The 20,224-nt window shown below is 60.1% G+C and carries 18 protein-coding genes; 8 read left to right on the top strand and 10 right to left on the bottom strand.

Going from position 1 to position 20,224, the window contains the following annotated elements; all coding sequences use genetic code 11:
• Positions 1-43 precede the first annotated feature (43 nt).
• Positions 44-862, bottom strand: a complete 819-nt coding sequence (locus GZ093_RS00515) for an enoyl-CoA hydratase/isomerase family protein (RefSeq protein WP_296480601.1) — start codon at positions 860-862, stop codon at positions 44-46.
• Positions 863-957: 95 nt separating this feature from the next.
• Entirely contained in the window at positions 958-1,776 is an 819-nt protein-coding gene (lgt, locus tag GZ093_RS00520) for a prolipoprotein diacylglyceryl transferase (RefSeq protein WP_296480530.1), read from the bottom strand.
• A 98-nt stretch (positions 1,777-1,874) separates the two neighbouring features.
• Between lgt and GZ093_RS00525 the strand changes: the two genes are divergently transcribed.
• From GZ093_RS00525 to gdhA, 4 genes are all read left to right on the top strand, one after another.
• Positions 1,875-2,423: a class I SAM-dependent methyltransferase gene (locus tag GZ093_RS00525; RefSeq protein ID WP_296480532.1), complete on the top strand. Its 549-nt coding sequence runs from the start codon at positions 1,875-1,877 to the stop codon at positions 2,421-2,423.
• Between the two features lie 71 nt (positions 2,424-2,494).
• A complete protein-coding gene (gene ilvD / locus GZ093_RS00530; RefSeq protein WP_296480535.1) occupies positions 2,495-4,189 on the top strand; it encodes a dihydroxy-acid dehydratase in 1,695 nt (564 codons plus the stop codon).
• 116 nt (positions 4,190-4,305) lie between these two features.
• On the top strand, positions 4,306-4,773 hold the full coding sequence (locus GZ093_RS00535) for a helix-hairpin-helix domain-containing protein (protein ID WP_296480537.1): 468 nt from the start codon (positions 4,306-4,308) through the stop codon (positions 4,771-4,773).
• 444 nt (positions 4,774-5,217) lie between these two features.
• Positions 5,218-6,561, top strand: a complete 1,344-nt coding sequence (gdhA, locus tag GZ093_RS00540; RefSeq protein WP_296480539.1) for an NADP-specific glutamate dehydrogenase — start codon at positions 5,218-5,220, stop codon at positions 6,559-6,561.
• Between the two features lie 58 nt (positions 6,562-6,619).
• Here gdhA and clpB read toward each other — a convergent pair whose 3' ends face one another.
• A complete protein-coding gene (gene clpB / locus GZ093_RS00545; protein ID WP_296480542.1) occupies positions 6,620-9,232 on the bottom strand; it encodes an ATP-dependent chaperone ClpB in 2,613 nt (870 codons plus the stop codon).
• A gap of 95 nt (positions 9,233-9,327) precedes the next feature.
• Here clpB and GZ093_RS00550 point away from each other — a divergent pair, with 95 nt between their 5' ends.
• A complete protein-coding gene (locus tag GZ093_RS00550; RefSeq protein WP_296480544.1) occupies positions 9,328-9,894 on the top strand; it encodes a hypothetical protein in 567 nt (188 codons plus the stop codon).
• 98 nt (positions 9,895-9,992) lie between these two features.
• Here the strand turns inward: GZ093_RS00550 and GZ093_RS00555 are convergent, their stop codons facing one another.
• The 7 genes from GZ093_RS00555 to GZ093_RS00585 all read right to left on the bottom strand — a co-directional run bounded on the left by GZ093_RS00555 (position 9,993) and on the right by GZ093_RS00585 (position 17,186).
• On the bottom strand, positions 9,993-10,484 hold the full coding sequence (locus tag GZ093_RS00555; protein WP_296480546.1) for a molybdenum cofactor biosynthesis protein MoaE: 492 nt from the start codon (positions 10,482-10,484) through the stop codon (positions 9,993-9,995).
• 491 nt (positions 10,485-10,975) lie between these two features.
• A complete protein-coding gene (locus GZ093_RS00560) occupies positions 10,976-11,227 on the bottom strand; it encodes a MoaD/ThiS family protein (protein ID WP_296480548.1) in 252 nt (83 codons plus the stop codon).
• A complete protein-coding gene (gene glp / locus GZ093_RS00565) occupies positions 11,224-12,510 on the bottom strand; it encodes a gephyrin-like molybdotransferase Glp (RefSeq protein WP_296480551.1) in 1,287 nt (428 codons plus the stop codon). The genes GZ093_RS00560 and glp overlap by 4 nt, the downstream gene beginning before the upstream one ends.
• Entirely contained in the window at positions 12,507-13,040 is a 534-nt protein-coding gene (gene mobB, locus GZ093_RS00570; protein WP_296480556.1) for a molybdopterin-guanine dinucleotide biosynthesis protein B, read from the bottom strand. The genes glp and mobB overlap by 4 nt, the downstream gene beginning before the upstream one ends.
• Positions 13,037-14,509 carry a threonine synthase gene (gene thrC, locus GZ093_RS00575; RefSeq protein ID WP_296480558.1) on the bottom strand — a complete coding sequence of 491 codons (1,473 nt, stop codon included), beginning with the start codon at positions 14,507-14,509 and terminating at the stop codon, positions 13,037-13,039. Before thrC ends, mobB begins: the two co-directional genes overlap by 4 nt.
• On the bottom strand, positions 14,509-15,888 hold the full coding sequence (locus tag GZ093_RS00580; RefSeq protein ID WP_296480560.1) for a homoserine dehydrogenase: 1,380 nt from the start codon (positions 15,886-15,888) through the stop codon (positions 14,509-14,511). The genes thrC and GZ093_RS00580 overlap by 1 nt, the downstream gene beginning before the upstream one ends.
• Positions 15,889-15,959: 71 nt before the next feature.
• Complete coding sequence (locus GZ093_RS00585) at positions 15,960-17,186, bottom strand: pyridoxal phosphate-dependent aminotransferase (protein ID WP_296480563.1); 1,227 nt, start codon at positions 17,184-17,186, stop codon at positions 15,960-15,962.
• Positions 17,187-17,295: 109 nt separating this feature from the next.
• Between GZ093_RS00585 and GZ093_RS00590 the strand changes: the two genes are divergently transcribed.
• From GZ093_RS00590 to GZ093_RS00600, 3 genes are all read left to right on the top strand, one after another.
• The gene (locus tag GZ093_RS00590) at positions 17,296-17,676 is read left to right on the top strand and encodes an Mth938-like domain-containing protein (RefSeq protein WP_296480565.1); all 381 of its coding nucleotides are present in this window, start codon (positions 17,296-17,298) and stop codon (positions 17,674-17,676) included.
• 152 nt (positions 17,677-17,828) lie between these two features.
• A complete protein-coding gene (locus GZ093_RS00595; protein WP_296480567.1) occupies positions 17,829-18,314 on the top strand; it encodes a peroxiredoxin in 486 nt (161 codons plus the stop codon).
• 114 nt (positions 18,315-18,428) lie between these two features.
• A complete protein-coding gene (locus GZ093_RS00600; protein WP_296480568.1) occupies positions 18,429-20,219 on the top strand; it encodes a PhoH family protein in 1,791 nt (596 codons plus the stop codon).
• Positions 20,220-20,224: the final 5 nt, after the last annotated feature.

Here is a 20,224-nt window from a genome sequence, read left to right on the forward strand (position 1 = left end):
CACATTGGGCCCAACAATCGGGCAGATTTTAAGTTTTGAACGGTCAAAACACCGGCTTGCGCTTCTCCAGAAAGGCGGTGATGCCTTCGCGGTGTTCGGCGCTGGCGGCGTAAGCGTAGGGCTCATCGGCATCATTGACTACTGAATTAATAGCTGCATACCCTTTATTGACGGGGACTAGCGGCTGATTTAATGCTCTAATTGTTTGCTTGTTCAGGCGCGCCGCCAGCGGTGCTAGGGCGGCGATGCGCAGTGCGCTGGCTTGCGCCTGCGCTGCCAAGGCCCCGTCGGGCAGCACCTGGCTGACAAAGCCGGCAGCCTTCATGTCTGCGGCTCCGAGAATCTGCGCCGCCAACAGCATCTGGCGCGCCACGCCCAAGCCCACTTCACGCGCCACCAGTGCGGCCTCCCGCGGCGCCATTGGAAAGCCCAGCCGGGCAATCGGTGCGCCGAATTGGGCGCTGGCAGCGGCCAGCCGGATATCGCAGCAGCTGGCAATCTCCACCCCCGCGCCCATGCAATTGCCCGCGATCTGCGCCACGATCGGGACGTCGCAGTCCAGCATGGCCTGCAAGCCACCCCAAACGTCGCTCTCATGAAACTCGCGCAGACTGGCTTGCTGAAACCGGAACGCCGCGTACTCGGAGATATCACCGCCGGCGCAGAAATGCGCGCCCTCCCCCGCCAATAGCACGCAACGCAGCTCCGGGTTGCATTGAATGTGCTCAAAAACAGCGCGCAACTCACGCCACATGGCGCGCGACATGGCGTTGAATTTCGGTTGATTGGCGATTGTGACACGCGCCACGGTACCTTGGTGCTCGCATCGAATATGCCCCTGCTGTGCCACTTTGCAACTCATCACCGTCGGCTCTCAGAATAAACCATCGTCTTCCCGGCAAAATGCTTGCTACGATATAAATAGCTTGTCACGCATATAGAACGGGGGCTAGCGCCCTATTTCTTGTAAATTGATGAGGAATTCTGGGCCCACCACCACAAGCCCACACCGCCCACGATCATGGGCACGCACAGCCACTGCCCCATGCTCATGCCGAGCGACAAGACGCCCAGATGGGCGTCGGGTTCACGGAAGAACTCGGCAATAAAACGAAACACGCCGTAACCCAGCAAAAAGATCGCAGACACTTGCCCCTGCTTGCGCTCCTTGCGCGCGTACAGCCACAGCAATACAAACAACAGCAGGCCTTCGCCCAGGAACTGGTAGACCTGCGACGGGTGCCGTGGCAAGTCGCCCGCGCCACGGAACACCATGCCCCACGGCAGATCCGGGCTGCTCAAACGGCCCCACAGCTCGCCGTTGATGAAGTTGCCGACGCGTCCGGCGGCCAGCCCGGTCGGCACACACGGCGCCACAAAATCCGCCACCTGCAGCCAGGGTTTGCCACGTGAATGGGCAAACCAGATCATTGCGGCAATGACACCCAGCATGCCGCCATGAAAGCTCATGCCGCCTTGCCAGATGGCAAAAATCTCCAGCGGATGCGCCAGGTAGTAGAGCGGCTTGTAAAACAGGCAGTAGCCGATGCGCCCGCCCAGCACGACACCCATCACGCCCATGAACAGAATGTCTTCCACGTCGCGCCGGCTCCACGCGCCCGTGCCAGTGATGGAGGCATACGGTTGGTGCTTGAGGCGCAATCGGCCTAGAAACATGAACAGACCAAAAGCGGCGAGATAAGTCAGTCCGTACCAATGGACGGCGAGCGGCCCGAGTTGCAGCGCAACCGGATTAATTTGAGGATGGATCAGCATGGCAGGCATTGTGCACGCAAGCGGATCGAGTGCAGCGCGACCCTGCCAGACTTGGCAAAGACATGGGGCATGAGCGCTTTCGTTGGCAATTGGCGACCATGACCGAAACGCCTAGCGCCCAAGAGAAGTTCCTGACCGACTTCCATAACCAGAATACTGGCGTCACGGCCCGCGCCTACGCGCCGCTGCCCGCAACCATGGGCCAGCGGGTTTACCCGTCCACTTACGAATGCCTCGTCAACGTCGTGCCGACCGGCGATGAAGCAACGACGGTGCTCGACCTGGCCTGCGGCGACGGTTGGCTCTTGTCACTGCTGGCGAAACGCGAACAGGCGGCGCACGCACTGATCGGCATCGACATGAGTCAACAAGGGATACTGGGCGCGCTGAGCCCCCGTTTTGGCTCTGTCGTCATTGACGAAATCACGCTACGACGACGCTATGCACCGGCCGAACTTTGGGCGTGGTTTGAAGGGCTGTACGACCTGCACTTCATGCCGCTGGCGCAACGCCTTGAATTGCGTGACGCTTATCTGGTTGATCTCAAAACACTGGTCGAAGACGATGGAAAGCTGGAGTTCACCAACACCCTGCGGCAGGTGACCGCCGTGGTAACAAAAAACACATCACCCTGTTCTCTAGAATAAGCACCCGAAAGCCAGCCCTCCAAGGCCTGCTCCGGCCCGAAAACAGCCACCATCTTCACAAGTGAACTCTTATGACCACCCAATCCGTCGTCCTGAACCCGCGCAGTAAAAACATCACCGAGGGCAAGTCGCGGGCGCCGAATCGCTCCATGTACTACGCCATGGGCTACGAAGCCGATGATTTCAAGAAGCCCATGATCGGTGTCGCCAATGGCCACAGCACCATTACCCCGTGCAACAGCGGCCTGCAAAAGCTGGCCGACGCCGCGATTGCCGCGATTGAAGAAGCCGGCGGCAACGCGCAGGTTTTTGGCACGCCCACGATCTCCGACGGCATGTCGATGGGCACCGAGGGCATGAAGTACTCGCTGGTCTCCAGAGAGGTGATCTCCGACTGCATCGAAACCTGCGTGCAGGGCCAGTGGATGGACGGTGTGCTGGTGATTGGCGGCTGCGACAAGAACATGCCCGGCGGCCTGATGGGCATGCTGCGTGCCAACGTGCCCGCCATCTTTGTCTATGGCGGGACCATCCTGCCGGGCCACTACAAGGGCCAAGACCTCAACATCGTGAGCGTGTTCGAGGCCGTGGGCGAAAACGCTGCCGGTCGCATGAGCGACGAAGACCTGCTCGAAATTGAACGCCGCGCCATCCCCGGCCCCGGTTCCTGTGGCGGCATGTACACCGCCAATACCATGAGCTCAGCCTTTGAGGCGCTCGGCATCTCCTTGCCCTACTCGTCGACGATGGCGAATCCACACGATGAAAAAGTGGATTCAGCCAAGGAATCGGCCCGGGTGCTGATCGAAGCCATCAAGAAAGACCTGAAGCCACGCGACATCGTGACCCGCAAGTCGATCGAGAATGCGGTTGCCGTCATCATGGCGATCGGCGGCTCCACCAATGCCGTGCTGCACTTTCTGGCGATTGCCCATACCGCCGGCGTGGACTGGACGATTGACGACTTTGAGCGCGTGCGGCAAAAAACGCCGGTACTGTGCGACCTCAAGCCCAGCGGTAAGTACCTCGCGGTGGACCTGCACCGTGCCGGCGGCATTCCGCAAGTCATGAAGATGCTGCTCAGCGCTGGTCTGCTGCACGGCGACTGCATCACCATCACCGGACAGACCGTGGCCGAGGTGCTCAAGGACATCCCTGACGCACCGCGTGCGGACCAGGATGTGATTCGGCCCATAAGCCGCCCGATGTATGCACAAGGCCATCTGGCCATTCTGAAAGGCAACCTGGCCCCGCAAGGCTGCGTCGCCAAGATCACCGGCCTGAAGAACCCGGTCATGACTGGCCCGGCACGCGTGTTTGAAGACGAACAATCAGCCCTGGCCGCGATTTTGGCCAACAAGATCGTCGCGGGCGACGTGATGGTGCTGCGCTACCTCGGCCCCAAAGGCGGCCCCGGCATGCCGGAAATGCTGGCACCGACCGGCGCGCTGGTCGGCCAGGGCTTGGGCGAATCGGTGGGTCTGATCACCGATGGGCGTTTTTCCGGTGGCACCTGGGGCATGGTGGTCGGCCATGTGGCGCCAGAGGCCGCCGCCGGTGGCCTGATTGCCTTGATTGAAGAAGGCGACTCGATCACCATCGACGCGCACCAGTTGCTGCTGCAACTCAATGTTAGCGACGACCTCATCGCCCAGCGCCGCAGCCGCTGGACGGCGCCCAAACCGCGCTACACCCGCGGTGTGCAAGCCAAGTTTGCCTTCAACGCCTCCACCGCCAGCAAGGGGGCCGTGCTGGACGACTATTGATCGATCACGCAGCGGGCAAGTCAACGCAGCTCAAAATCGGACCGTTATGATCCAGTGGCTCTTTGTGTGCAACGGGAGTCACTGGCCTAGTTCAATCCCAACTTTGAGGAATTTTCATGTTCAAAAAATTAATTGCTTTTTTTGCCGCCATGTTCCTGGTCACAGCATTTGCCGCAGTTGACGTCAACCAAGCCACTGAAGCCGAGCTCGACGGCATCAAAGGCATTGGTCCCGTGACCTCCAAGCTGATCATGTCCGAGCGCAAAAAAGGCGAATTCAAAAACTGGAACGACTTCGTGGCACGCGTGAAAGGTGTGGGCGACAAGAGTGCCGCCCAGTTTTCCGCGGAAGGCCTGACCGTCTCCGATGCCAAGTACGAGGGCCCCGCTGCAGCACCCGCCAAGAAGGCCAGCAAGCCAATGATGGAAAAAGCCAAAGATGCGGCCGTGACCACCAAAGACGCTGTTAAAGGTGCCGCCATCAGGACCAAGGACGCGGTCAAAGAAACTGCAAAAGACGTCAAGGCTGCCGTGACACCCAAAGCTGATGCAGCCAAACCGGCTGCCAGCGCCGCCAAAAAATAAGAGCAAAACTTAGATCCACAATAAAAACCCGCTCTGGCGGGTTTTTTGTCGCCCTTTGACGATAGGCCTACTCCGCTCTCCCCGACAAGGTACCGGCACCAAGCCAAGGAAATCGCTCGCAACAGGACGCCAAGCGGCTAACGCGGCACCGGGTCAGAAGTCACTCGTATCAAAGAGACCATTTTGCAGATTTTCGATACGAATTCGCATAACGTTATTCCAAAAAAACATTAAGTGTAGAATTCGAGAAGCACTGAATTGGTGCTGCTAGTGCGTCTTTGCCAAAGATTCAACCGAGCCGCCTTGCGTTTTTACAAAAAACAGTCAATTGCGCCGGATCTCCCAGGTTTACTGCACCGTTTTGGAGCACAGCAGCCACTTACTCAAAAGGACTCGCTTTTACAAGAGTCCATCAAGTTTTTTTATCAAGCAAAAGGATATGAAGTGAAGTACAAGAATCTGGCCGACTTTCTCGACTACGTTAAAGCCCGTGATCCGCACCAGCCCGAGTTTCATCAAGCTGTGCATGAAGTCATGGGTAGCCTTTGGGGCTTTATCAAAGCCAACCCGCACTATGCCGACAGTGGGATTTTGGAGCGACTGGTCGAGTCCGAGCGCGTCATTCAGTTCCGCGTGTCCTGGGTCGATGACCACAACCACACCCACACCAACCGCGCGTTTCGCATCCAGCACAGTTCCGCCATCGGCCCATTCAAGGGCGGCATGCGCTTTCACCCCTCCGTGAACCTGTCGATTCTGAAGTTTCTGGCCTTTGAACAGACCTTCAAAAATGCCCTGACCACGCTGCCCATGGGCGGCGGCAAGGGTGGTTCCGACTTTGACCCCAAGGGGAAAAGCCGCACCGAGGTGATGCGCTTCTGCCAGGCCTTGATGGTGGAGTTGTATCGCCACCTTGGCCCTGACACCGACGTGCCCGCGGGCGATATTGGCGTTGGCGGACGTGAGGTCGGCTTCATGACCGGCATGATGAAAAAGCTGTCCAACAATGCGGCTTGCGTCTTCACCGGCAAAGGCATGTCCTTTGGCGGCAGCCTGATCCGCCCGGAAGCCACCGGCTACGGCCTGGTCTACTTCGTGCAGGACATGCTGACGCGCAACAAGCAGACCATGGACGGCATGCGCGTGTCGGTATCGGGTTCGGGCAACGTTTCGCAATACACCATCGAAAAGGCGATGGAACTGGGCGCCAAGGTAATTACCGCCTCTGACTCCGGCGGCACCGTGATTGACGAAGCCGGTTTCACCACCGAGAAACTCGCGATCCTGATGGACATCAAGAACAACCATTACGGTCGGGTCGAAGAGTATGCCCAGCGACTCGGGCTGCGCTACGAGGCTGGAATCAAGCCCTGGGGTGTCCCCGTGGACATCGCCCTGCCCTGCGCCACGCAAAACGAGGTCAATGGCGACGATGCCCGAGAACTGGTGAAAAACGGCGTCAGGTGCGTGGCCGAAGGTGCCAACATGCCCTCCAACCTGGAAGCGGTGGACGTGTTCCTGGCCGCCAAGATCATGTACGGCCCGGGCAAGGCCGCCAATGCGGGCGGCGTCGCCACCTCAGGTCTTGAAATGACCCAAAACGCCGAACGGCTGCCCTGGGAGCGTCATGAAGTCGATGCCCGTTTGAAGATCATCATGACGGACATCCACACCAACTGCGTGCGCTACGGCGAACGCGAAGGTGGCTTCGTCAACTACGTCGATGGCGCCAACATTGCCGGCTTCGTCAAGGTCGCCGACGCCATGAGTGCACAGGGCGTTTACTAAGCCGTTGAGTCGAATCGGCGCTGAACTGACGGCCTGGCAAACGCCAGGCCGCTTGCTTTCAGTGCACCACCCGCTCGAAGCTGAACTGCCCGGGCGAGCGGATCGGGTCCACATCGACCGGAATCACGTCTTTGGGCATGAACCGGCCCTCTAACAGCAGCTTGGACAGCGGATTCTCAATGCGCTGCTGAATCGCACGGCGCAACGGCCTGGCGCCAAACACCGGATCGAAGCCGACCTTGGCCAGCTCTGCCAACGCCGCCGGCGACACCTCCAGCGTCAAGTCCATCTTGGCCAGCCGTTGTTGCAGCACCCCGATCTGGATGGCGGCAATGCTGGCAATGTGCGAGGCGTCGAGCGAGTGGAACACCACGGTCTCATCAATGCGGTTCAGGAATTCGGGCCGGAAGTAGTTCTTCAATTCCGCCGTCACCGCGTCCTTGATGTCCTCATAGTCTTGCCCGACCATGCTCTGGATCATCTGCGAGCCGATGTTGCTGGTCATCACGATCACGGTGTTCTTGAAGTCCACCGTGCGGCCCTGGCCGTCAGTCAGGCGGCCGTCGTCAAGAACCTGCAGCAGCACATTAAACACGTCCGGATGCGCTTTTTCGACCTCGTCGAGCAGCAGCACGCTGTAGGGTTTGCGGCGCACCGCTTCGGTCAAGTAGCCGCCCTCCTCGTAACCCACATAGCCGGGCGGCGCGCCAATCAGCCGTGCCACCGAATGTTTCTCCATGAACTCACTCATGTCGATGCGCACCAGGTGATCTTCGCTGTCAAACAGGAAGCCGGCCAGTGCTTTGCACAGCTCAGTCTTGCCAACGCCCGTGGGGCCGAGGAACAGGAACGAGCCGGTCGGGCGGTTCGGGTCCGACAGGCCGGCGCGCGAGCGACGGATGGCGTTGGCAACCGCCGTAATGGCCTCGTCCTGCCCGACCACGCGCTGATGCAGTTTGGTCTCCATGAGCAGCAGTTTGTCGCGCTCGCCCTGCATCATTTTTGCCACCGGTATGCCGGTGGCGCGGCTCACCACTTCGGCGATCTCTTCAGCCCCGACCATGGTGCGCAGCAGCTGCGCGCGCCCGCCGTCCTTGGCGCTCTTGGCTTTGCCCGCTTCCTTGTCTTGCGCGTCTTTCAGCTGTTTTTCCAGGCCCGGCAGCTTGCCATACTGCAGCTCACCAGCGCGGTTGAAATCGCCCTTGCGGGTCAGCTCTTCGATCTGGAATCGGACTTTTTCGATCTCTTCCATGATGGTTTTGGAGCCCTGCGCCTGCGCTTTTTCTGCCTTCCAGATTTCATCGAGGTCGGCAATCTCCTTTTGCAGCTTGACGATTTCTTCTTCGATCAGGCCAAAGCGCTTTTGCGAGGCTTCGTCTTTCTCGCGGCGCACGGCTTCGCGCTCTATCTGCAACTGGATCAGGCGCCGGTCCAGCTTGTCCATCACCTCGGGTTTGGAGTCAAGCTCAATCTTGATTTTTGACGCGGCCTCGTCGATCAGGTCAATCGCCTTGTCCGGCAAAAAGCGGTCGGTGATGTAGCGGTGCGAGAGTTCGGCTGCAGCGACGATGGCCGGGTCGGTGATCTGCACGCCGTGGTGGGTTTCATATTTGGCCTGCAGGCCGCGAAGGATAGCAATCGTGTCTTCCACCGAGGGCTCGCCGACAAGAATCTTCTGAAAGCGGCGCTCCAGCGCGGCGTCTTTTTCGACGTACTTGCGGTATTCGTCCAGTGTGGTGGCGCCGACGCAGTGCAACTCACCGCGCGCCAAGGCGGGTTTGAGCATATTGCCTGCGTCCATCGCGCCCTCGGCCTTGCCCGCACCCACCATGGTGTGCAATTCGTCAATGAACACAATGGTCTGGCCTTCGTCCTTGGCCAAGTCCTTGAGCACGTTTTTCAGCCGCTCTTCAAACTCGCCGCGGAACTTGGCACCCGCCAGCAGGGACGCCATGTCGAGCGACAAGACCCGCTTGCCCTTGAGTGAATCGGGCACTTCGCCAGCCACGATGCGCTGCGCCAGGCCTTCCACAATGGCGGTCTTGCCGACACCGGGCTCGCCAATCAACACCGGGTTGTTTTTGGTGCGCCGTTGCAGCACCTGAATGGCGCGGCGAATTTCATCGTCGCGGCCAATCACCGGGTCCAGCTTGCCCGCTCTAGCGCGCTCGGTCAGGTCAATGCAGTACTTTTTGAGCGATTCGCGTTGGTCCTCGGCGTCGGCATTGTCCACGTTCTGGCCACCGCGCACGGCGTCGATGGCCGCTTCCAGCGACTTGCGGGTCAGGCCGTTGTCTTTGGCAATCTTGCTGATGTCCTGCTTGCTGTCGGTCAGCACCAGCAAAAACAACTCACTGGCGACAAACTTGTCACCGCGCTTGATGGATTCTTTCTCGGCCGCCTGCAACAACGACACCATGTCGCGCCCGATCTGCACCTGCTCCTGCCCCGTGACCTCGGGCAGGCGCTTCATGGCGCTTTCCGCGGCACTGAGCAGCCCGGGAATGTTCACGCCGGCGCGCTGCAGCAAGGCTTTCGGGCCGTCCTCTTGCTTGAGCATGGCGATCAGCACATGGACCGGCTCAATATAGGCATTGTCACTACCTAGGGCCAGCGTTTGCGCCTCGCCCAAGGCTTCCTGAAATTTGGTGGTGAGTTTTTCAATGCGCATGGCAGTCCTCTTAATCGTTGATTGACGATTACCTTGGGTTAACAGAGCCCATTTCAAGGCCAACAGCGCGCGCCATCGCTGACTAAAATCAAAGCATGGTGATTCATCAACTGCAAGTCAGCTACGCGATGGCGCAAGACCGCCTGCTAGTTCGGCTCAACACCCATGGCGGACAGGAGTTGCGGCTTTGGCTGACGCGCAGCATGATGAAGAAGCTGCTTGGCCATTTGTTGAACGCATCCGGCGCCCCAGCCACCCCGCCCGACCCTTTGATGAGTCACGACGGCAGCAGCAGCGCGGCCCTGGCACAGTTCAAAAAGCAGGAGGCGCTGCAACAAGCGGATTTCAAGACCCCGTTCAAGGCCCAAGCCAACGCGCTGCCGATCGGCGCAGCGCCGTTGCTCGCCACCACCGTGCACGTCTCGCCCCTTGCGGGCGGAAGTTTGCGCCTGGGCTTTGAAGACAAGTCGGACACCAGCAACACTTCTCCCGGCTTTGAAGTCACGCTCGATGCGCCGTTGCTGCATGGCTTCATGCACCTGCTCGATTTGGCGCTCAAAGAAGCGGATTGGGGCCTGACGCTGAGCCCTGCCCCAGAAGCCCAGGGCTCGGCGGCGCTGGACGCCCTTGTCGGCGCCGAGCCGCCACGCTATCTGAACTGAATTCGCTGCGGGTTCCTTGAGCCGAAGCTGCTATCTAATGAGTAGCTGTACATTCATTAAATACGTGGACTACAGCCGAATTTTATATAAATTCAGGCTCAGTTGGACGCGGTGATGCCCCAACCCGCCAGGGCGGCATCGTCGCTCACGCGCGCGTCGACCCAACGCGCACCCTCCGGGCTTTGCTCCTTTTTCCAGAATGGCGCCTGGGTTTTGAGGTAGTCCATCAGGAACTCGCAGGCCTGGAAACTCTCACCCCGGTGCGCTGAGGTGACCACCACCAGCACGATTTGATCCAGCGGTTGCAGCAGTCCAACACGGTGAATGACACGCGCGCCATAGAGGTCAAAACGCTCGAGCGCCGCGTCGATCATGGCCTCGATCGATTTCTCCGTCATGCCGGGGTAATGCTCAAGTTCCATGCTGCTGATGCTGCCGGTCGTGCCTGCAGTGCGGTCGCGCACGGTGCCGATAAAGCTGCAGACGGCACCGACGCGGGGGTCTTGGGCGCGCAGCGCAGCGACTTCGGTGCTCAGGTCGAAGTCGAAGGTTTGGATGCTGACTCGTGGTGTCAGGGCTTGGGTTTTCATAGCCTACTTCCTTACTGGTAATGCCTTGGATTCTCTTTTTGATGTATTTCCCCCCCTATCCCCCAACCCCTTTCCACCCCCGCCGGGGCGGAAAGGGGAGCTAACCGCCACATTTGGCCGCGTCTTTGAAGGTGGGAAAAAGGTGCGCATGGGCGCGTTGCCATCAAACTGAGTACGCGGGTTTTCGATGGGTTGCAAGTAGGTTAAGGCCAATTGGCTTTGAGGCAACGCTTGATGTGCTTGATCTGAGTGCGCTGTTTCCGGGCGGCAGACCGACACATCCAGCCCATGCGAGTTGATGCGACGCCGAATTTGGCTACAGCGACTGGTCTCTGGGTTGCCTTCACTTTGTGGCCAGCACACAGTAGAGGACAGAGTTCCCACCTTTAAAGACGCGGCCACATGAGGCCCCCCTCTTTCGCCCGGCGGGGCGAGAGAGGGGTTGGGGGAGTGAGTGGGGGAAAAACAGCAAAAAACAATGCCTCCCAAATTCACCCCCCAGTCACCGGCGGAAAAAACGCCACCTCAGCCCCTTCCACCAACGCAGCAACCTCATCACACATCACCTGATCAAGCGCCAGCCGCACCGATCGTCCGCGCGCCAGGCTGTCAGCATAGGCGCCACCCCGCGCAATCAACTCATCGCGCAACGCCGCCAAAGTGGCTGAATCGGTCGTCACGGACTCGCTGGCCAAACCCAACGCCTCCCGAATCGAGGCGAAATACTTGACAGTGACTTTCATCCCAATAACTCCGAAAAAGGAATAAACCGCACTTGGTCGCCAAAAGCGATGGTCTGGCCGGGCGGGTTGTCCACCAGCCCATCACCCCAAACGGCCGAGGTCAGCACGCCCGAGCTTTGGTTGGCAAACAGATCCAGCCCACCCGCGGCGTTGCGCCGCACGCGCAAGAACTCACGACGTTTATCGGCTCTAGCCAAGGTAAAATGGGCGGATGCCATTATTGATTTAGTAGCAACCTGGGTGACACCTTGCAGTTTAAGCAAAAACGGCCGCACCAGCAGCAAGAAGGTGACAAAGCTTGACACCGGGTTGCCAGGCAGTCCGATAAAGTGGGCATTGGCCACCCGACCATAGGCAAACGGCTTGCCGGGTTTGATGGCGATCTGCCACAAATCAAGCTGCCCCAGCGACTGCACGGCGGGCTTGATGTGGTCTTCTTCGCCGACCGAGACACCACCACTGGTCAGGATCAGGTCATGGTGCTGCGCGGCCGCCTGCAGGGCGGCTACCGTGGCGTCCAGGCGGTCCGGCACGATACCCAGGTCGCTCACCTCGCAGCCCAGGCGCACCAACAGCGCGCGCAAGAAAAAGCGGTTGGAGTTGTAGATGGCACCGGGCTTCATCTGCTCAGGCGCCACGTCGCCGGGCATGACCAACTCGTCGCCGGTCGAGAACAAGGCGACCCGCGGGCGCCGCGCTACCTGCAACAGGTTCATGCCAATACTGGCCGCCAGCCCCAATGCAGCGGGCGTAAGACGCTCTCCTTTTGAGAGCACGACAGCGCCTCGTGTGACGTCCTCACCGGCACGGCGAATCCATTGACCCGGTGCCGGCACGGACTTGATGCGCACCGCGTTGCTGCCGGACCCGTCCGCGCCAGGCAATACTTCGCAGTCTTCCTGCATTACCACGGCATCGGCACCCAAGGGAATCGGCGCGCCGGTAAAAATGCGTGCCACGGTCATCGGGGCCAGCGGCACGCCCGATGAGCCAGCGGCAATGCGTTGCGACACGGGCAAGGTGCCCGCCTCTGGCTGAGTGGATTGCAATGCCTGCGCCACATCGGCGCAGCGCACGGCATAGCCATCCATCGAACTGTTGTCGTGCGGGGGCACCTGCAAGGCCGACACCAAATCTTGCGCCAGCACCCGGCCGTCGGCGTCAAAGGTGGATACTGACTCGATAGCGGCCAACGGCACCGCAAAAGCCAGCAACTGGCTTAAAGCATCATCCAGCGGCATCAGGGCGGGACGAGGCGAATCTGGTGAACCGGGCCGCGTCATGCCAGGCTCTCCTGGTGGTAGTCAAAACGGTCTTGGTTGGCCAGCAGCCAGTCCGCAAGCGCCTCGGCATCGTTGAGGTCCAGCACCGGGCGCAAGGTCGCGTGCGGCAGTTGATCAGGTGAATCGGTGGCAATGGCGACGATGAAGTCGTCGTCCATGTAGCGCGCCGGTTGCCTGGCCTGCGCCCGCCAGACCTCCACCTTGAGCAAATCCGAGTCTTTGAAACCTTCGACCAGCACCCAGTCCACACCCTCGTAGAGTTCGGCAATCAATTGATGCACCGAGAGTTGTGCCGCTTGCTCAAACTCGCGCATCAGCGCCAGCCGTTTGCTTGACGCCACCACCACTTCAAAGGCACCGGCCTCACGGTGGCGATAGGTGTCTTTTCCCGCATGGTCAATGTCAAAATGATGGTGGGCATGCTTGACCACCGACACCCGCAGTCCCTTGCGCCGCAACGCCGGAATCAGCCGCTCCACCAGCGTGGTTTTGCCGGAGCCGGAAAATCCGGCAAAACCGACCACCTTCATGCGCAGTGCTCGGCAATGTAGGCCTTGACGGCCCCCACATCAGCCGCCATGCGGGTCACGCGCTTGGGCAAGGCTTCGATGCCGACAAATTTGGCTGGGCGATCCGGCTCCCGCCCAATCGCCTCCACAATCGTGGCGGCAAACTTGATCGGCAAGGCGGTCTCCATCACGATCATCGGCACCCCCGGCTGCAGATGTTCACGCGCCACCTTGACGCCGTCTGCGGTGTGCGTGTCGATCAGCATGCCAAAGCGCTCGAAGCTGTCTTTGATGGTGGCGAGGCGATCCGCATGGGTGCTCTGGCCGCTCTGAAAGCCATAGCGCAAAGTGGTCTGGTTAAAGGCCGGGTGCTGACTCAAATCAAAGCGGCCAGTGCGGGCCAGCGCATCCCCAAACAAGGCCTTGACCCGGGCCCCATCGCGGCCCAGCAGGTCAAACACGAAGCGCTCAAAGTTGGATGCCTTCGAGATGTCCATCGACGGACTCGATGTCTCGTGCGTGTCGGCGCTCGTACGCACGCGGTAGACGCCGGTCTTGAAAAACTCGTCCAGCACGTCGTTCTCATTGGTCGCCACCACCAGTTTGGCGATCGGCAGGCCCATCATGCGCGCGACATGACCGGCGCAGACATTGCCAAAGTTGCCGCTGGGCACGGTAAAGCTGACCTTCTGATGCTCCGTTCGGGCTGAGCCGCCTGTCCTGAGCTCTGCCGAAGGGGTCGAAGCCTCGGTCGCCTGGAAATAACCCGCAAAGTAATACACCACCTGCGCCAGCAGGCGCGCCCAGTTGATGGAGTTGACGGTGCCGATCTTGTATTTGCGCTTGAACTCCAGGTCGTTGGACACGGCCTTGACCATGTCCTGGCAGTCGTCAAACACGCCGTCGACCGCGATGTTGTGGATGTTCTCGTCCATCAGACTGAACATCTGCGCCTGCTGGAACGGGCTCATGCGATTGACGGGGCTGGTCATGAAGACGCGCACGCCTTTTTTGCCGCGCATCGCGTACTCGGCGGCGCTGCCGGTGTCGCCGCTGGTGGCGCCCAGAATATTGAGTTCTTCACCGCGGCGTGCCAACTCGTACTCAAACAGATTGCCCAGCAGCTGCATCGCCAGATCCTTGAACGCCAGCGTCGGGCCGTTGGACAAGGCCTCTAACCAGATGCCATTCTCCAGGTGGCGCAGCGGCACGATCTCGCCGGTGCCAAAAACCTCGGCGGTATAGGTCTTCTGGCAAATCGCGCGCAAGTCGGGCACGGGAATGTCGTCGATGTAGAGCGACAGAATCTCAAATGCCAGCTCGGCATAGCCTTCTTGGTGGTAGACCGAGCGCCAGCGTTCGAGCGTCGCGGCGTCCACCTGCGGATAGTGCTCGGGCAGGTACAAGCCGCCATCGGGTGCCAGGCCTTCGAGCAGGATTTCACAGAAGCGCTTCGGGCTTTGGTCGCCACGGGTGGAGATGTAATTCATCAGGTCAACTCTTCCTTGCGAATGCGGGTAATGGGCTCCAACACGGTGGGCAGCGCCTGCATCAGGCCAATGGCAGCGTTCATTTTGGCTTCGACGCAATCGTGGGTCAGGATGATGACGTCGGTTTGTGGAATCTGCCCCGCAGCGCCAACACCGCCCTGGGCCCCCACTTCATCGGCTTCGCGCTGCAGCACAGCGTCAATGCTAATGCCCGCCTGGGCCAAAATGCCGGTGACCTTGGCCAGCACACCGGCTTCATCAGCCACCCGCAAACGCAGGTAATAGCTGGTCACCACCTCGCTCATGGGCAACACCGGCAGGTCGCTCATGGCCTGATCCATGGTATGCGGCTGGAACGCCAGATGCGGCACGCGCTGCGCTGCCTCCGCCGTGTGTAAGCGGGCAATGTCGACCAGGTCGGCAATCACCGCGCTGGCGGTCGGCTCGGCGCCTGCGCCCTTGCCATAGTACAGCGTGGTGCCGACCGCATCGGCCTGCACCATGACCGCATTCATGGCGCCTTCCACATTGGCGATCAAGCGCTTGGCGGGCACCAGGCATGGGTGCACGCGCAACTCGATGCCCGCTGAGGTTTGTTTGGCAGCATCGGCCTCGCGCCGCTTGGTGATGCCCAACAGCTTGATGCGGTAGCCCAACTGCTCAGCGTACTTGATGTCGGCCGCGCCCAGCTTGGTGATGCCTTCGACATAGGCCTTGTCGAACTGCACCGGAATGCCAAACGCGATGGCCGACATGATGGTGGCCTTGTGCGCGGCGTCCACCCCCTCGATGTCGAAGGTCGGGTCGGCTTCGGCGTAACCCAGCGCCTGCGCCTGCTTGAGCGCCACGTCGAAGTTGATGCCTTTGTCGCGCATCTCGGACAGGATGAAATTGGTGGTGCCATTGATGATGCCGGCGATCCACTCGATCCGGTTGGCCGTCAAACCTTCACGCAAAGCCTTGATGATGGGAATGCCACCGGCCACGGCCGCCTCAAACGCCACCATCACGCCTTGGCGCGATGCGGCAGCAAAAATCTCGGTGCCATGCACGGCCAGCAGCGCCTTGTTGGCGGTGACCACGTGTTTGCCGGCCGCAATCGCCTCCAACACCAAGGTCTTGGCAATGCCGTAGCCGCCGATCAGTTCGATCACGATGTCGATGTCGGGGTTGGCGATGACGGCGCGCGCGTCGTTGACTACCTTGACGTCAGGTCCGACCAGACTTTGCGCCCGCGCCACGTCCAGATCGGCCACCATGGTGATCTCGATGCCGCGACCCGCGCGACGCTTGATTTCTTGCTGGTTGCGGCGCAGCACATTGAAGGTGCCCGAACCCACAACGCCGATGCCCAAAAGACCTACCTGAATCGGTTTCATAAATATTATTGGTTAAATTGACACGTAGCCCCCGTACAATAAGCGCGAGTAGCTATTAAATATATAGCAAATCAGTTGCTATGACGCTTGCGGTAGCCTTCCAGAAACTTCGCCACCCGGCCAATGGCTTCGCGCAAATCGTCTTCATGCGGCAAAAACACAATCCGGAAGTGGTCTGGCGCAGGCCAGTTGAAGCCGGTGCCCTGCACCAGCATCACCTTGGTCTCCTGCAGCAATTCCAGAAAGAACTGCTGGTCATCGGCAATCGGGTACATCGTCGGGTCAAGCCGCGGAAACATGTACAGGGCCGCCGACGGTTTGACGCAGCTCACGCCCGGGATGGCGGTGATCAACTCGTACGCCAGATCGCGCTGGCGGCGCAGCCGCCCGCCCTCGCACACCAGGTCGTTGATGCTTTGGTAGCCCCCGAGCGCGGTCTGTATCGCCCACTGCCCCGGAACGTTGGAACACAAGCGCATGTTCGAGAGCATGTTCAGGCCCTCGATGTAATCCGTGGCGGGCTTTTTGTCCCCCGAGACAACCATCCAGCCGGCCCGGTAACCACAGGAGCGGTAGCTCTTGGACAGCGAGTTGAAGGTCAGCGTCAGCACGTCCTCGCTCAAGGAGCCAATCGCCGTGTGGCGGGCGCCGTCGTACAAGACCTTGTCGTAGACCTCGTCGGCGAAGATCACCAGACCGTGCTCGCGCGCAATCTGCACGATGGCCTTGAGCAGTTCATCGGAATAGAGCGCACCGGTCGGGTTATTGGGGTTGATCACCACAATGCCCTTGGTACGCGATGTGATCTTGGCGCGAATGTCGCTCAGGTCGGGCATCCAGCCATTGGCTTCGTCGCACAGGTAGTGCACCGGCGTGCCGCCCGACAGGCTGGCCGCGGCCGTCCACAGCGGGTAGTCGGGCGAAGGCAGCAGCAATTCGTCGCCGCTGTCGAGCAGCGTGTTGGTGGCCATGACAATCAACTCGCTGGCGCCATTGCCCAGGTAGATGTCGTCGAGCGTCACACCCTTGATGCCCTGCTTTTGGGTTTCATGCATGACCGCCTTGCGCGCCGCAAAAATGCCCTTGCTGTCGGAGTAACCGGCCGAATTGGGCAGGTTGCGGATCATGTCCTGCTGGATTTCCTCGGGTGCGTCAAAGCCGAACACCGCCAGGTTGCCGATGTTGAGCTTGATGATCTTGTGCCCCTCTTCTTCCATCTGGCGCGCGGCGTCCATGATGGGGCCGCGAATGTCGTAACAGACATTGGCCAATTTGGCTGATTTGCGTATGGTCTTCACAGGCTCTCCAGTGGGGTGGCACGAGGCGGAACTTATAATTTGACCACATTTCACTGTACTAATCTGGTGCTTTGACGCACTGCAGCATTCAAATTTCCTCTTTCACACCATGAAAATACATCCCGACGTCCCCACGGTGCAATCCATCAGCGGTTACGGCCCGGGCTGGATCGGCTTGGCCACCGAAAAAATAACGACCAGCGTGGTGATTGGCTCCGGTGGCGAGCGCCTGGCCTGGAACTGCAGCCGCTTTGAAGACCTGGGTGCCCAGCACTTTGAACTCTTGGCCGCGCTCAAACCCGAACTGGTCATTTTTGGCAGCGGCGACCGACTGCGCTTTCCGCAAGGCGCATTGATCCAGTCACTGATTGACCAGCAAATTGGCCTTGAAACCATGGACACACCAGCGGCCTGCCGCACCTACAACATCTTGGCCGGCGAAGGCCGCAGTGTCGTCGTAGCGCTCTTGATCGATACCCCTAAGGGATAACACGAAGGCCCGGCTCCAAAGAGAATTTGTCGTTTCGGGGTAAAATAGCAGGCTGTAGTCGGGGCTGCAGACGCGCTGTCAAAGCGGCAGGCGGCACGAGGAGCCCTCGATTTGCGCGAATGACGCATCACTGTCACACGAGATTAAGAACTATGGCGATCATTGTCAATAAACCCCTTCCGGAATTTGAATCCACGGCCACTGGCGGTATCAGAGTCTCCAACACCTCTCACCTCGGAAAAGTCGTCGTCCTGTATTTTTATCCCAAGGACAACACCCCGGGCTGCACCACCGAAGCGATGCAGTTTCGCGACCGTTACCAGGACTTTGTCAAGGCGGGCGCCACCGTATTCGGTGTCTCGCGTGACAACATGCGCTCGCATGACGAGTTCAAGGCCAAACTGGAACTCCCGTTTGAGCTGATCGCCGACACCGAAGAAAAAATGTGCCACATGTTCGGCGTGGTCAAAAACAAGATCATGTACGGCAAAAAGGTTAAGGGCATCGAGCGCAGCACGTTCCTGATTGGCGCGGACGGCACCCTGAAAGAGGAATGGCGCGGCCTCAAGGTGCCGGGCCATGTGGACGACGTCTTGAAAGCGGTCAAGGCGCAGAAAAAAGTCGCCGTACCGGCCTGAGTTTCAAACCACGGTGTTGACCCCTCTGGCCCCGTACCAAGCCGCCCTGTTCTCAAGGCGGCTTTTTGCTTTTAAAGCCTCCCTTTAATTCCCTCATTTGCGAGCAAACCCCTTATGCCATTGCCTCCTGCCCCTGCCAAACGCGCCGCGCTGCTGTCCGAACGGGACTTTGATGCACTCGCGGCGAGGCTGCCCCAACCACGCAAGACTGCGAGCCCATTAGCCGAGCCTCGCCTGTCCGCAGCACCTCAGGCACGGGTAGCGTCCGAGGTCCCAGCGACCAGCAGACTGGCGCCTGAGGCGGCGCCAGCAGACACGTCCGCCAGCCGCACCAGAACCCCCCGCCCGAGCCCATCAGCGCGGAAGGTTCAGCCCGAATCTGACGTGCAAGTGCAAACACCCTTGTTTGCGCCTGTAGCTGCACCTGCGCCAGCACCGACTTCAGCCCGAACCCACACACCCGCCGACACCAAGCCCAGAAAGGCCAAACAAAACGGCGCGGCCAAACTATTTGTGCTCGACACCAACGTGCTGCTGCACGACCCGATGTGCCTGTTCCGTTTTGAGGAACACGACATCTTTTTGCCCATGATCGTGCTCGAAGAGCTTGATGCCCACAAGAAAGGCACGACGGAAGTCGCCCGCAACGCACGCCAGACCAGTCGCTCACTCGACGCATTGGCCGGTCATCAAGGTGCCGACATCACCGGCGGCCTGCCGCTCAACGCCACCGGCCACCGCGAAGCCGGCGGCAAGCTGTTCTTCCAGACCCAGCTGCTCGACTACACCCTGCCAACCAGCCTGCCGCAAGGCAAAGCCGACAACCAGATCCTGGGCGTGGTGCAAGCGCTGCGCCAGCAACAGGCCCGCCATGAACTGCCCGCCAGCGCACGTGAGGTCGTGCTGGTATCCAAAGACATCAACATGCGCGTCAAGGCGCGCGCGCTGGGCCTGGCCACCGACGATTACCAAAACGACAAAACGCTCGGTGACGATGACGTGCTGTACTCGGGCGCCATCGCCCTGCCCGCCAATTTTTGGACCAGCCAGGCCAAAACGGTGGAAAGCTGGCAACAAGGCGCGTTCACGTTCTACCGCATCAGCGGCCCGGTCGTCGCCAGCCTGCTGATCAACCAGTTTGTCTATTTTGAAGCGCCCGGCGAGCCCAGCCTGTACGCTCGCGTAACTGAAATCCAGGGCAAGACCGCGGTCTTCAAGACCCTCAAGGACTACACCCACCTGAAGAACGCGGTCTGGGGCATCACCTCGCGCAACCGGGAGCAAAACTTTGCCCTGAACCTGCTGCTCGACCCCGAAATTGACTTTGTCACCCTGACCGGTCAGGCCGGTACGGGCAAGACCCTGATGGCGCTGGCCTCGGGCCTGACGCAGGTGCTGGATGACCGGCGTTACACCGAGATCATCGTCACCCGCGCCACCGTCAGCGTCGGCGAGGACATCGGCTTCCTGCCCGGCACCGAAGAAGAAAAAATGGGCCCCTGGATGGGCGCGCTCGATGACAACCTGGAAGTCCTGGGCAAGACCGACACCAGCGCCGGCGAGTGGGGCCGCGCGGCCACCAGCGAGCTGATCCGCAGCCGCATCAAGATCAAGAGCATGAACTTCATGCGCGGGCGCACCTTTTTGAACAAATACGTCATCATCGACGAAGCGCAAAACCTGACGCCCAAGCAGATGAAGACGCTGATCACCCGCGCCGGCCCCGGCACCAAGATCATCTGCATGGGCAACCTCGCCCAGATCGACACCCCGTACCTGACCGAGGGTTCTTCCGGCCTGACCTATGCCGTCGACAAATTCAAGGGCTGGGCGCACGGCGGGCACATCACGCTGGCGCGCGGCGAGCGCTCACGCCTGGCGGACTTTGCCAGCGAAGTGTTGTAGCCAAG

The organism is Rhodoferax sp. (assembly GCF_010365055.1).
GTDB lineage: Bacteria > Pseudomonadota > Gammaproteobacteria > Burkholderiales > Burkholderiaceae_C > Rhodoferax.